We start from the raw sequence: 12973 nt of genomic DNA on the forward strand, positions 1-12973 counted from the left end.
CGAGTAGTTTCGTGTTCTGATGATTGCTCAAGGATGCACCGACATGCCGATGCGCTGGCTTGCAGTTCCTGCGTTGCTGATGGTTTTTTCCGGGCTGGCTCAGGCAGCAGAATGCCCGGAGCTGTTGCAAGGCTCATTGCCGAAGCTGCGCGCCAAGGAATCCATCGATTTGTGCCAGCGCTTCGCCGGCAAGCCGTTGGTGGTGGTCAATACCGCAAGCTTCTGTGGCTTCGCCCCGCAGTTCAAAGGTCTTGAGGCGTTGTATCAGCGCTACAAGGATCAAGGGCTTGAAGTGGTCGGTGTTCCATCCAATGACTTCAGGCAAGAGTCCAAGGATGGCGCAGAGACTGCCAAGGTCTGTTACGTGAACTATGGCGTGACCTTCACCATGACCGAGCCGCAGAAAGTCCGCGGCGATGACGCCACGCATTTGTTCAAGGTCCTTGCCGAGCAAAGCAGTTCGCCGAAGTGGAATTTCTACAAATACGTGGTCGATCGCCAAGGCAATGTGATCGCCAATTTCTCCAGCCTGACCAAGCCCGACAATCCCGAGTTCATCGAGGCGGTGGAGAAAGCCCTGGCCTCGAAACCCTGATCGACGCGCACTAAAAAGCCCCGCCTCTGTACAAGAGAGCGGGGCTTTTTCAATTCAGGCGAAGAGGGGTTCAGGTTCGCCGAGAATGATCAGAAACGGTAGGTCGCGCCTACACCGAAACCGTTCGCCCAGTTTTCATACTTGGCGTTGTAGCTCTGGCCACGGTTGTTGCTGTTGTTGATCTTGACCGACTCTTCACGCAAGTACGAGTACGCCACGTCGATGGTCAGATCGTCGGTCGGGCTCCAGCCGGCGCCCAGGCTGAAAATCTTGCGATCGCCGGTCGGGATGCGTGGGGAGCGGTTGACGTTGTTGGTCGGTGCCTGGTCGAAGGACAGGCCGGTACGCAGTACCCATTCCTTGTTCAACTGGTAGGACGCGCCGATGGCATGAGCCCAGGTGTCGTGCCAGTTCTGTTCTTCGGTGATGGTGCCGAACTGGCCATTGAGGATGCTAGGCACACCTTTGTTTTCGACAGTGATGTCTTTCAAGCGGCTCCAGCGAGTCCAGGTGCTGCCTGCGTAGAGGGTCCACTTGTCGTCGAACTGGTGAGTGAGCGAAAGATCCACCGACTCAGGGGTGGTCAGGTCCAGCGAAGCATCGTACTTCTGGCTTGGGCTCTGGCCCACGGCCGCGAGGACGTTGTAGTTGACCTTGGTGTCACCGTCGAGCTTGTATTTCACTTTCGAGTGGTAGGTCAGGCCGACGCGCGTGCTGTCGGTGGCTTGAACCAGTACGCCGATGTTGTAGCCCAGCGCGGTGTCGTCGCCCTTGATTTTGACCTTGCCGTCCGGTGCAGCCTGGGTAATCGACAGGTTCGATTCCAGGGTCCCTTCAATGCGGTTGATGGTCGGACCGAAGCCGATCGACACCTTGTCGTTGAAGGCGTAGCTGACAGTTGGTTGCAAGGTAATGACTTTTACTTCGCTCTTGCTGCCGAAGTAGCGGCCGGCAAAGCCGTTTTCGTAGTCGGTCACCAGGCCGAACGGGGCGTACATGCCGATACCGAATGCCCAATGGTCATCGATTGGCTTGACGTAGTAACCCATCGGCACGGCGACCAAGGGAACCATGTCGCCATCGTTGCTGCCGCTGTTCGGGCGGGAGCTGGCGTGGCTGATGTCGGTGTGTGCGTCGAGCAGCGCAACGCCGCCGGTCACTTGTTCGCGCTTGAGGCGAGACATGCCGGCGGGGTTGCCGAAAATGGTGCTTGCGTCGTCGGCAGCGGAAGATCGCCCGGCAAAACCTGTACCCATCCCGCTGATGCTTTGTTCGTTGATGGCAAAACCACTGGCGAAGATCTGGGTGGATGCCAAGGCAACGGCGAGGCTAAGGGTGGTTTTGAGCATTACTTTTTTCATTATTAGAACTCCTGGTGATCACCGGGGCGAAAATTACCAACATTTTCGTCCGGGCGCCATAGCCCGTATCGCTTGATTTAGAGCGGTTTTGTAGGACAATCCGACCAAAATCGCGACCTGTTGGGCGATTTTCGGAAATGGGAGAATCAGCAGGCGACCTGATTCAACGATGAAACACAGGTTTGCCAGGCGTAGGTGAAGTCTCGCAAACGACCTTGGGGCTGGAAGGTCTGGCGCCAGATTCGGGCCATTCCCAGCAAGTCATCGGAGGCGGGGAGGGGAGTGTTCTGTTCTTCTACCAGCAGCCAGGCGATGGCTGTGGCGTAACGCAGGTTGACGGTCAATTCCAGATGCGGTCCGCTGAGAAAAGCATGCTGGCTGGCCAGGCCGCGAACCAGGCTCGCCCGTTCCGGGTCCAGGGCCAGGTAGTGATCCCAGAGGGCCTGGTGGCGGGGCTCGGCGATCCGGTACAAGCCGTGTCCACGGCGGTCGTGCAGGGCTGAACCAAGGGCTGACTGACTGGCGGCGATGCCCAGCAGCAGGGATTCGGCAGTCGCGCTATGGCGTCCGAGGTAGATCAATGTCGGACGGATCACATAACGGCACAGTTCGCTGGCAGCGATACCCATAACGCCCTCGAAACATGAAGTGGTCGGCGATACCTGAAGGGGGCCTTGGCAGCTGTGGATCGAATCAGGCTCGCCGGAAGCGGATCAAGCCGCTTGAGTTGAAGTGTAGTGTCATTATTTTGCTGTAAAGGACTGTTTTTAAAATATTTCCGGCTTCGAGTTATAACTGTTATATCGGTTAGTGCTTAGGCAATAGGGACTAAAAGAGAAATATCGGGCAATAAAAAGCCCCGCTTTTCAGCAGGGCTTTTGAGGTTTTCAGCCTTTCTGGCGTCTCAGGCAACCAGTGCCTGGCGAGTACGCTCGATCACAGCCTGCAGCGGTTCGGCGCTGGAGTATTGATCGGGGTACAGGCGTTCGCTGTGACGAGCGATGCCGTGTTCGTTGACCAGAGTGAAGCTGAAGCAGCCTTTGCGAGCGGCCATGATCAGGCAGTTCATTGGAGCAAAAGCGTTGGTTAGGGTGCGAATGGCATCCTGAGTGTGGATTTGAGTAGACATAATCGGGTGTTCCTACAAGCGACACGGGATAAGAACCGTGCAAAATTAAAACGTTCCAGTGACGACGACCACCATTGGTCGAACGAAGAACCCGACTGGAACAAAGCAGCCAGTTTGAAGCGCTGATAAGTTGGCGCGCTTGGGCTGGCAGGTAGGTACTTAGGAGGGCAGGCAACACATCAGGGGCAAAGGTTCTGGGCCCGGGGTGAAGATCCTGATCAATTTGCAGGTTGGTTCGGTCAGAGTAAGTGAACTTCGCAACACCCTTTGCTTTCGATTCAAAGGCTGTGTTGACGCAAGATTTACCTGGAAACCATCGAGGTGGTCGATCCCGCTTTGTCGGTGAAGGCTTCTCTCAGGGAGGGCTGACCGGGGGGATTTGTTCGACCAGAATTGACTTTCAGCTTGGTACTAACGCTGCGGATACTAACGGATTGAATGGCCGAAGGGAAGCCTGTTCGCAAAAAGACACAGGAGTGCCGACCGACCACATCCGCCAGTGCTGTCGGAAAATGTCATCGGCCGAGACGTGCCCCGCAATGGCCCGAAAAACGGCCGTTGATCCGAGAGGGCGATAGAGCCAGGATCAATCTGTGGCGCGGGTTGCCGGGTTTACCCCCAGGCGTTACCGGAAAAACGCGCCGAAAAAGCGCACCGATATAACCGCCTCGCAGGTACTTGTGCACATTAGTTGCGCGCACTGTCATCGCACTGTCATCCTCGCTTCACCGAGGGTGGGTGCCTGTAACGAAAATTTAAGTCAATGAAAAACATCGCTTTTTTTTACTGGTGAAAAAATCGTCAGTTTGACTGCGAGCCCCATTCCATACGGCTTTGCGCGACTTCAAGGGCGGTTGTCCACTGAGTTATCCACAGCTTCTGTGGATTGTCCCGAGCGCTTGCTCTAGGACGGGCGTGCAGGCTTTTTTCGACTTTACCTGTGCGAAAAAAAGAGTAGAGTGGCGCGCCTTCCGATCTGCCCCACAGTGCTTTATGAAGTTTCGCTCAGTACCAGTCTCTGCTGCCTCAGCGCCCTCCAGCATTAACCCACCCAAGCGCTTTTCGATGCGTGTGGCCGAGTGGCTACTGGACAGCCCGCGCCTGGGCGAAAACCCCAACGTCAAACACTTCGCCGGACGTTTACTCAAGCAACCTGCCCGTGAAGGCGTAGTGGCCGCGCAAAGCCGCCTCGGCCAATTGATGTGCCGCGAATGCGGGAATGCCCGGGATCGCCGTATTGGCCAGGAGCTGTTGCGCCAGGCTGCGCGCGCCGGGGACCGACGCGCCCAGCAGGAACTCGGCCTGATCGAAGACTGAGCTGTCCAAGACCTGACGCCTTGGTTAACCTTCACGCTTTATCTAATCGGCAGGAGTGGCTATGGCGATGGATTTGACCAGCGCATTGCTGGGGCTGGCGGGCGCTGCACTGCCGTTGCTGGTACTGGCCTGGCAACTTCAGCGTCGGGCGAGTACGGGGCAGGCTGAACTGGCATTGCTGGAAGAGCGCCTGGCCATGGCCCAATTGACGCAGGATGGCTTGAACGCCCAGCTCGACACCTGCCGTGATGAAGTCGCTGACCTGAGCCAGGCCAACGCCGCCAAACAAGCCGATCTGGCCGCCCTGCGCCGTGAAGTCGAATTGCTGCAGATCGAACGCGACGATGCCCGCGACGCAGCCCACGCCTGGAACATCGAACGTGCCGGCAAAGAAGCTGAGTTGCGTCGCCTGGACGCTCAGGCTGCCTCCCTCAACGCCGAGTTGCGTGAGCAGCAGGAAAGCCATCAGCAGCGCCTCAACGACCTGCAAGGCTCGCGAGACGAGCTGCGAGCGCAATTCGCCGAGCTGGCGGGCAAGATCTTCGACGAGCGCGAACAGCGTTTTGCCGAAACCAGTCAGCAGCGTCTGGGGCAATTGCTCGATCCGTTGAAGGAGCGCATCCAGTCGTTCGAAAAACGCGTCGAGGAAAGTTATCAGGCCGAAGCCCGCGAGCGCTTTTCCCTGGCCAAGGAACTGGAGCGTCTGCAACAACTGAACCTGCGCCTGAGCGACGAAGCCACCAACCTCACCCGCGCCTTGAAAGGGCAGAAAACCCAAGGCAACTGGGGTGAACTGATTCTTGAACGGGTGCTTGAACACGCGGGCCTGGAGAAGGGGCGCGAGTACCAGACCCAGGTCAATCTCAAGGGGCCGGACGGTGAGCGATTCCAGCCGGATGTGATTATTTACCTGCCCGGCGACAAGCAGGTCGTGGTCGATTCCAAGGTCAGCCTCACGGCTTATCAGCAATATGTGGCCGCCGAAGACGACGGCATCGGCCAGATCGCCATCAAGCAGCACGTGCTGTCCCTGCGCAATCATGTCAAAGGCCTGGCCGGCAAGGACTACAAGCGGCTCGACGGGTTGCACAGCCTGGATTTCGTCCTGCTTTTCGTCCCGATCGAAGCGGCGTTTTCCGCGGCGTTACAGGCTGAGCCGACGTTGTTTCAGGAGGCTTTCGACCGCAACATCGTGATCGTCAGCCCGACCACGTTGCTGGCCACTTTGCGGGTCATCGACAGTCTGTGGAAGCAGGAACGCCAGAGCCAGAACGCTCGGGAAATCGCCGAGCGCGCCGGGTGGCTGTACGACAAGTTCGTGTTGTTCATTCAGGATCTGGATGAGGTCGGCAATCGCTTGCAGCAACTGGACAAGGCCTACAGCTCTGCCCGTAATAAGCTGACAGAAGGCCGTGGCAACCTGGTCAGTCGCAGCGAACAGCTCAAATTGCTTGGCGCGCGAGCCAGCAAGAGCTTGCCGGCGGACCTGCTGGAGCGGGCCATGACGGATGTCGATGGCTTGGCCGAGTTGCCCGAATAAGCCATCTTTTACGATGGCATCTGTGGCGAGGGGGCTTGCCCCCGTTCGGCTGCGAAGCAGTCGCAAAGCAGGCAGAGCGGTATGCCTGAAACACCGAAGCTGCACAAATCAGGGCTGCTGGCAGCCCAACGGGGGCAAGCCCCCTCGCCACAGTGGTGTGTACCAAACTTGCCGTACTACAGCGGCAAATGCCGACTCAACAACGCCCGCAACGCCGCCGGCTTCACCGGTTTGGCCAGGTAATCCAGGCCCGCTGCGTGCACCTGGGCCACGGTCTCCGGCCGCCCATCGGCGCTGATCACCACCCCCGGCACCGGCTCGCCCAATTGCGTGCGCAACCACGCCATCAAGTCGGTTCCGGTCTCGCCATCGTCCAGGTGGTAATCCACCAGCGCCAACTGCGGGCGCATCCCGTCGTTGAGCAGCGTCGCGCATTCATCACGGTTGCGCGCGGTCCAGACCTGGCAACCCCAGCGCGTGAGCAGGCTGTTCATGCCGATCAGGATGCTGTCCTCGTTATCGATGCACAGCACCTGCGCGCCGCCGAGTAAATGGCCATTGAGTTCGGCAACCTTGGCCGGCACCGCGGCTTGTGCCCGAGCCAACGGCACGCTGACACTGAATACACTGCCGCGCCCCGGCCAGGAGCGTACGCGCAAAGTGTGACCCAGCACGCGACACAACCCATCGGCAATCGCCAGTCCCAGGCCCAGGCCTTTCTCGGCCCGGGTCTGGTGGCTGTCGAGGCGTTTGAACTCTTCGAAAATCACCTGTTGTTTGTCTTTCGGAATGCCCGGTCCACGGTCCCAGACCTCCAGGCACAGCTCGCCGTTGCGCCGCCGAACGCCGAGCAGCACGGGGCCTCTGGCGTAGCGGAAGGCATTGGTCAGGAAGTTCTGCAAGATCCGTCGCAGCAGTTTTATGTCGCTGTCGACCCGTAGCGTGCTGCCCCGGACGCGGAATTTCAGCCCCTGTTCCTGAGCCAGTGCCTTGAACTCGGCCCCCAGCGTGTCAAACAACTCATTGAGCGCGAAGGGCTTGCGATCAGGGTTGATCTTGCCGCTTTCCAGACGGGAAATATCCAGCAGATCACTGATCAGGTCTTCGGCCGAACGCAGTGAGCTGTCCAGGTGATGAACCAGCTTCTGCGCTTCGCTGGACAAACCCTCCTCCTGATGGGAGAGGGCGGCAGAGAACAGCCGCGCGGCGTTCAGCGGTTGCATCAAGTCATGGCTGACGGCGGCCAGGAAACGGGTTTTCGACTGGTTGGCCGATTCGGCGGTGCCCTTGGCTTCGGTCAGGGCAAGGTTGAGTTGTGACAGTTCGTGGGTCCGTTCGGCGACCCGCCGCTCAAGGCCTTCATTGGCTTCTGTCAGCGCCTGCTCGGCTTCGCGGAACGCGGTGATGTCGGTGAAGCTCATGACGAAACCGCCGCCGGGCATCGGGTTGCCGATCAGCTCGATCACTCGGCCGTTGGGGAACAGTCGCTCGGAGGTATGGGCGCGGCCCTGACGCATCCAGTGCAAGCGGCGGGCGACATGCACTTCCGCTTCGCCGGGGCCACACAGGCCGCGTTCGGCGTTGTAGCGAATAATGTCGGCAATCGGCCGGCCGACGCTGATCAAACCGTCGGGGTAGTTGAACAGCTCCAGGTAGCGTCGGTTCCAGGCCACCAGTTTCAGCGACTGGTCGATTACGCTGATGCCCTGGGTGATGTTCTCGATGGCGCCTTGCAGCAGGGCGCGGTTGAATTGCAGCACTTCCGAGGTCTCGTCGGCGATCCGTACGACGTCCTCCAGTTGCATTTCCCGACCTTCGATGGCGGCTTTTACCACCGCCCGAGTCGAAGAGGCGCCGAGTACACCGGCCAGCAAGCGTTCGGTATGGGCGATCCATTCACCGTCGGCGTTCTGGTTCGGGTTGAAACCTTTGCCCTGGCGGTAGGCGAAACGGATGAAGCTCTGACGGGCCCGTTCTTCGCCGACAAACCGGGCAGCCAGTTGCAGCAAATCGTCGATCTGTACCGCCAGCATCGAGCGGGCGCTGGGGCGGGGGCTGATTTCCTGGCCGATGAAACGACCGGCCTGCCAGTGCTCCGAAACCCGCGTGCGTGATAGCACCGAGACCCAGGCGAACAAGGTGAAGTTACCCGCCAGGGACAACACCACGCCTTGAGTCAGCGGCGTGATCGGCAGGTTCAGCGGATTGCTTTGCAGCCAGGCCAGGCCCGGAAAACTGCTCAAGGGCAAGCCGAGGCTGTTGGCGGCAACCGGCAACACCAGGGTGTAGAACCAGAGGAATGTCCCGGTGGCCAGTCCGGCGAACACGCCACGGCGGTTAGCCTGTTTCCAGTACAGCGCGCCGAGCATGGCCGGGGCCAGTTGGGTCACGGCGGCGAAGGCAATCTGGCCGATGGTCGCCAGGCTCGCGGTCGAGCCCAGCAGGCGATAGCTGACGTAGGCCAGCAGCAGAATGACCACAATGCTCACCCGGCGCACCGAAAGCATCCACTGGCGGAACACTTCGAATGGCCGTTCGGCGTTGTTGCGCCGCAGCAGCCATGGCAGCAGCATGTCGTTGGAGAGCATGGTCGATAGCGCCACGCTGGCAACGATCACCATGCCGGTCGCCGCCGAAGCGCCGCCGATAAACGCCAGCATTGCCAGGGCAGGGTGAGATTGGGCCAGAGGCAGGCTGATAACGAATGAGTCCGGCAGCACCGAACTGGGCAGCAACATCTGACCGGCCAGTGCAATCGGCACCACAAACAGCGCGGCTAGCGCCAGATACGTCGGGAACACCCACTTGGCCAGGCGCAAATCCTGGGGGTCGATGTTTTCCACCACGGTCACGTGGAACTGCCGGGGCAGGCAGATGATCGCCATCATCGCCACACCGGTCTGCACCACCATGGACGGCCAGTTGATGGTTTCCTTCCAGTACGCTTCCAGGCGCGGGGCGAGCATGGCCTGGTCGAACAGGTCGTCGAAACCGTCGTACAGGCCGTAGGTCACGAACGCGCCGACCGCGAGAAAAGCGAACAGCTTGACCAGCGATTCAAAGGCAATCGCCAGCACCATGCCGCGGTGGTGTTCCGTGGCGTCGAGGTTGCGGGTACCGAAAACGATGGTGAACAGCGCCAGGACCAGGGAGACGATCAGCGCCGTGTCCTGCGCGCGCGTACCCATGGCGTCGGCGCCGGCACCGATCAACAGGTTCACGCCCAGCACGATACCCTTGAGCTGCAAAGCGATGTAGGGCAGTACGCCGACCAGGCAGATCAGCGCGACGACTACCGCCAGGGACTGGGATTTACCGTAGCGGGCGGCGATGAAGTCGGCGATGGAGGTGATGTTCTCCTGCTTGCTGATCATCACCATTTTTTGCAGGACCCACGGCGCGCACACCAGCAGCAGGATCGGCCCGAGGTAGATCGGCAGGAAGGACCAGAGTTGTTCGGCTGCCTGGCCCACGGCGCCAAAGAACGTCCAGCTGGTGCAATAAACCGCCAGCGACAGGCTGTACACCCAGGCACGCACCCGTGGCGGCAACGGCGTGCTGCGACGGTCGCCGTAAAAGGCGATGGCGAACAGGATGGCCATATAGGCCAGGGCGACAGTGGCGATCAGCCCGGTGGACAGCGACATGGTAACTCCAGACAAAAGACATCCGGGACTGCGCCCGATCCAGACAGTCTCGCATGACCGCCTGAGTTAGTCAGTGTCGACCAAGGTCGTGGCGTGGCGGGGTGTCGCAGGTTGGGAGTCAGTTGGATCTTTGGTGTCTTTTCGGGCCTCTTCGCGGGCAAGTCGGGTCGCCGCATCGCTCGCTCCTACAAGCGAAGGTGGCGTTACTGACTCAACGCAATATCGATCAACCGATGCAACTCTTCAACCTCCAGCGCCTGCGCCGCAAACAGGATGCGAAACACCGTCGGTGCCACCACCATATTGATCAGCCGGTCGACACTTGGCCGTGATTGATCGGGATAGCGATCCAGAATCGTCTGCAACTGCCCGCCAATGATCGTCACGCAATAGCCCGGCGTGGCGCTGGATTGCACGTCGCGCATCATGTTGCGCCCGGGTTCGGAACTCATTTCGTCCAGATATTGCTCCGCCCAGGCCCGCACGTCCCCGCGCAGGCTGCCGGTATTGGCCGGCTCACTGTCGGGGCGCATGCGGGCGAGGGCGACATCGGCCAGCAGTGCAGACAGATCACCCCAGCGCCGATAAATGGTCGACGGCGTCACCCCGGCCCGGGCAGCAATCTGCGGCACCGTCACGCAGGCGCGGTCCTGCTCTTCAAGGAGCGCGCGGACGGCCGAGTGGATCGACTCTTGAACCCTGGCACTTCTGCCTCCGGGACGTAAACCTTCTTTAATAGCCATGCAATGGACCTTAACACAAAGAATTTGCTTTAAGAGAAGGCCAGTAGCACACTCCGCAAAAGCAAAAAATTAGCTTTTGCGGAGTGTGCTCATGTCTCTTCCAGCGACAAATCGTTCCTGCCTGTGGTTTCTGGCGATCACCTTACTCAGTTTTCTCGCCGCTTCCACTGCGCCGACCCCGTTGTATCACCTCTATCAGGAGCACCTGCAGTTCTCAGCCGCGACCCTGACCCTTATTTTCGGTGTCTATGCCCTCAGCTTGCTGGCGGCGCTGCTCACGGTCGGTTCGCTGTCGGATTATCTGGGGCGCAAACCGGTGATTTTTACCGCCGTGTTGCTGAATATGCTGGCAATGTTGCTGTTCATCAACGCCGACAGCGTCGCCTGGTTGATCGGTGCGCGAGTACTTCAGGGGTTTGCGACGGGAATGGCCACCGCCGTCTTGAGTGCGGCGTTGCTGGACACCGATCGCCAGCAAGGGCCGATGGTCAACAGTGTTGCGCCGTTGCTGGGTATGGCGCTGGGGGCCATGGGCTGCGGATTATTGGCCGAGTTTGCGCCCCTGCCGCTGCAATTGACCTATTGGGTGTTGTTCGCGCTGTTTTTGACGCAAGCGCTGTACGTCTGGCGCCTGCCGGAAAGCGTCAGTCGACAACCGGGTGCCTGGGCCTCGCTGCGCCCGACCCTGCATGTGCCGATTCAGGCGCGGCGAATGTTGTGGCGGGTGCTGCCGATAGACCTCGCGGTGTGGGCGCTCGGCGGCTTTTTCGCCTCCCTGGCGCCGTCCCTGGTGCGGACAGCCACCGGGTCGACGTCGAACCTGATTGGCGGTGCGACGGTGGCCGTGTTGACGGTGACCGGTGCCTCGATGATCTATACCTTGCGCAATCGGCCGGCCGACAAGGTCTTGCTGCTGGGCGCGAGCTTGCTGCCCGCAGGCGTTGCGCTGATTCTACTGGCGGTCCACAGCGCCAGCCTGCCCTTGTTTTTCTTCGGCACGCTGGTGGCGGGCAGCGGATTCGGTACGGGCTTCCTTGGCGCCTTGCGCAGCATCGTGCCGCTGGCCTTGCCTCATGAGCGGGCCGGGTTGATGTCGGCGTTTTATGTGCTCAGTTATCTGGCGTTCTGCTTGCCGTCGTTGCTGGCCGGTAATCTGACCCGCACCTTTGGGCTGGTGGCGACCACCGACGGTTACGGCGCGGTACTGATCATCCTGTCGCTCGGTGCGCTGATCGGGTTGCTTCGTGAGCGGTCCGTTAGAGCTTGTGGCGTCGATGTGCGATGACCGTTAGCCTTGGCGCAGCCATTCATTTCGACTGAGCGCAGCGTCTGATGCTATATCTGCAAAACAGATAACAGTTAGAGATATTACCCGTTATATCGATATTCTATTCGAATCTATCATGAGCTCCTACCTCATTAGAGGACAGGAGTTCGCCATGACCTGCGCCCGTAGCGTTAAACCCGGTATCAAGCCGCTCAGTGATCTGCAGCACCCACGGGAGGCCATTCGCCAATTCACCCCCAACTGGTTCGCGGCGACCATGGGCACTGGTGTATTGGCGCTTGCGCTTGCGCAACTGCCGGTGTCGACTCCCGGTCTGCATGCGTTGGCCGAAGGCTTGTGGCTGTTCAATATTGGCCTGTTTGTATTGTTCACGGCCATGTATGCCGCGCGTTGGGTCATGTTCTTCGACGAGGCGCGGCGGATTTTCGGCCATTCCACGGTTTCGATGTTTTTCGGCACCATTCCCATGGGCCTTGCGACCATCGTCAATGGCTTTCTGTTGTTCGGCCTGCCGCGCTGGGGCGACGGTGTAATTCATGTCGCCGAAGTGCTGTGGTGGCTGGACGTGGCGATGTCGCTGGCTTGCGGCGTACTGATTCCCTACATGATGTTCACCCGGCAGGAACACAGCATCGACCAGATGACTGCCGTCTGGCTGTTGCCGGTGGTGGCGGCGGAAGTGGCGGCTGCCAGTGGTGGTTTGTTGGCACCGCATCTGGTGGATGCGCATTCGCAGTTAGTTGTGCTGGTCACCAGCTACGTACTCTGGGCTTTTTCCCTGCCGGTGGCGTTCAGCATTCTGACCATCCTGTTGCTGCGCATGGCGTTGCATAAATTGCCCCACGAAAACATGGCCGCCTCGAGCTGGCTGGCGCTTGGGCCGATTGGCACGGGTGCGCTGGGCATGTTGCTGCTGGGCGCCGACGCGCCAGCGATCTTTGCCGGCAACGGTCTGCCGGGAATCGGTGAAATAGCCGAGGGGCTTGGACTGGTGGCCGGGATCACGCTGTGGGGCTTCGGGCTTTGGTGGATGCTGATAGCGCTGCTGATCACCGTGCGTTACTTGCGCGCCGGTATCCCGTTCAATCTCGGCTGGTGGGGTTTCACGTTCCCGCTGGGTGTCTATTCCCTGACTACGCTAAAACTGGCCAGCACCTTGAACCTGACGTTTTTCAGTGTCTTTGGTTGCGTGTTGGTGGCCATGCTGGCTGTGATGTGGCTGATTGTCGCCAAACGCACGGTACAGGGCGCGTGGAAGGGCGAATTGTTTGTCTCGCCGTGCATCGCAGGATTAAAGAAATAACCGGCAAAGATTAGGTAATGTGTGTGGCCTGGATCGACGTTCGACATTCC

At 59.7% G+C, this 12973-nt stretch carries 10 protein-coding genes; 5 read left to right on the forward strand and 5 right to left on the reverse strand.

Features of this window, described 5'->3' with window-relative positions:
• The first annotated feature begins 43 nt into the window (after window positions 1-43).
• On the forward strand, window positions 44-595 hold the full coding sequence (locus PSH69_RS08525) for a glutathione peroxidase (RefSeq protein WP_305411662.1): 552 nt from the start codon (window positions 44-46) through the stop codon (window positions 593-595).
• A gap of 89 nt (window positions 596-684) precedes the next feature.
• Here PSH69_RS08525 and PSH69_RS08530 read toward each other — a convergent pair whose 3' ends face one another.
• The 3 genes from PSH69_RS08530 to PSH69_RS08540 form a co-directional block, all read right to left on the reverse strand.
• Window positions 685-1956 carry an OmpP1/FadL family transporter gene (locus tag PSH69_RS08530; protein ID WP_305411663.1) on the reverse strand — a complete coding sequence of 424 codons (1272 nt, stop codon included), beginning with the start codon at window positions 1954-1956 and terminating at the stop codon, window positions 685-687.
• 146 nt (window positions 1957-2102) lie between these two features.
• Window positions 2103-2585: a hypothetical protein gene (locus PSH69_RS08535; RefSeq protein WP_007936111.1), complete on the reverse strand. Its 483-nt coding sequence runs from the start codon at window positions 2583-2585 to the stop codon at window positions 2103-2105.
• Between the two features lie 275 nt (window positions 2586-2860).
• Window positions 2861-3085: a hypothetical protein gene (locus tag PSH69_RS08540; protein WP_007898912.1), complete on the reverse strand. Its 225-nt coding sequence runs from the start codon at window positions 3083-3085 to the stop codon at window positions 2861-2863.
• 993 nt (window positions 3086-4078) lie between these two features.
• On the opposite strand from PSH69_RS08540, the gene PSH69_RS08545 reads away from it, so the two are divergent.
• Together PSH69_RS08545 and rmuC are read left to right on the forward strand one after the other, a co-directional pair.
• Complete coding sequence (locus PSH69_RS08545) at window positions 4079-4402, forward strand: sel1 repeat family protein (RefSeq protein WP_305411664.1); 324 nt, start codon at window positions 4079-4081, stop codon at window positions 4400-4402.
• 175 nt (window positions 4403-4577) lie between these two features.
• Complete coding sequence (rmuC, locus tag PSH69_RS08550; RefSeq protein ID WP_169342498.1) at window positions 4578-5942, forward strand: DNA recombination protein RmuC; 1365 nt, start codon at window positions 4578-4580, stop codon at window positions 5940-5942.
• A gap of 176 nt (window positions 5943-6118) precedes the next feature.
• On the opposite strand, the gene PSH69_RS08555 is transcribed toward rmuC, so the two are convergent.
• Window positions 6119-9589 carry a PAS domain-containing hybrid sensor histidine kinase/response regulator gene (locus PSH69_RS08555; RefSeq protein ID WP_305411665.1) on the reverse strand — a complete coding sequence of 1157 codons (3471 nt, stop codon included), beginning with the start codon at window positions 9587-9589 and terminating at the stop codon, window positions 6119-6121.
• Between the two features lie 203 nt (window positions 9590-9792).
• Window positions 9793-10332 carry a TetR/AcrR family transcriptional regulator gene (locus tag PSH69_RS08560; protein WP_086945823.1) on the reverse strand — a complete coding sequence of 180 codons (540 nt, stop codon included), beginning with the start codon at window positions 10330-10332 and terminating at the stop codon, window positions 9793-9795.
• Window positions 10333-10423: 91 nt separating this feature from the next.
• Between PSH69_RS08560 and PSH69_RS08565 the strand changes: the two genes are divergently transcribed.
• A complete protein-coding gene (locus PSH69_RS08565) occupies window positions 10424-11617 on the forward strand; it encodes an MFS transporter (RefSeq protein ID WP_305411666.1) in 1194 nt (397 codons plus the stop codon).
• Between the two features lie 154 nt (window positions 11618-11771).
• A complete protein-coding gene (locus PSH69_RS08570; protein WP_305411667.1) occupies window positions 11772-12923 on the forward strand; it encodes a TDT family transporter in 1152 nt (383 codons plus the stop codon).
• The last annotated feature ends 50 nt before the right edge of the window (window positions 12924-12973 follow it).

The sequence above is a fragment of the Pseudomonas sp. FP1740 genome (genome assembly GCF_030687165.1).
Taxonomy (GTDB): domain Bacteria; phylum Pseudomonadota; class Gammaproteobacteria; order Pseudomonadales; family Pseudomonadaceae; genus Aquipseudomonas.

Excerpts from the sequence above, each read along its gene's own strand:
- PSH69_RS08525 (WP_305411662.1), top strand. The coding sequence starts at position 44 with ATGCCGATGCGCTGGCTTGCAGTTCCTGCGTTGCTGATGGTTTTTTCC.
- PSH69_RS08530 (WP_305411663.1), bottom strand. The coding sequence starts at position 1,956 with ATGAAAAAAGTAATGCTCAAAACCACCCTTAGCCTCGCCGTTGCCTTG.
- PSH69_RS08535 (WP_007936111.1), bottom strand. The coding sequence starts at position 2,585 with ATGGGTATCGCTGCCAGCGAACTGTGCCGTTATGTGATCCGTCCGACA.
- PSH69_RS08540 (WP_007898912.1), bottom strand. The coding sequence starts at position 3,085 with ATGTCTACTCAAATCCACACTCAGGATGCCATTCGCACCCTAACCAAC.
- PSH69_RS08545 (WP_305411664.1), top strand. The coding sequence starts at position 4,079 with ATGAAGTTTCGCTCAGTACCAGTCTCTGCTGCCTCAGCGCCCTCCAGC.
- PSH69_RS08555 (WP_305411665.1), bottom strand. The coding sequence starts at position 9,589 with ATGTCGCTGTCCACCGGGCTGATCGCCACTGTCGCCCTGGCCTATATG.
- PSH69_RS08560 (WP_086945823.1), bottom strand. The coding sequence starts at position 10,332 with ATGGCTATTAAAGAAGGTTTACGTCCCGGAGGCAGAAGTGCCAGGGTT.
- PSH69_RS08565 (WP_305411666.1), top strand. The coding sequence starts at position 10,424 with ATGTCTCTTCCAGCGACAAATCGTTCCTGCCTGTGGTTTCTGGCGATC.
- PSH69_RS08570 (WP_305411667.1), top strand. The coding sequence starts at position 11,772 with ATGACCTGCGCCCGTAGCGTTAAACCCGGTATCAAGCCGCTCAGTGAT.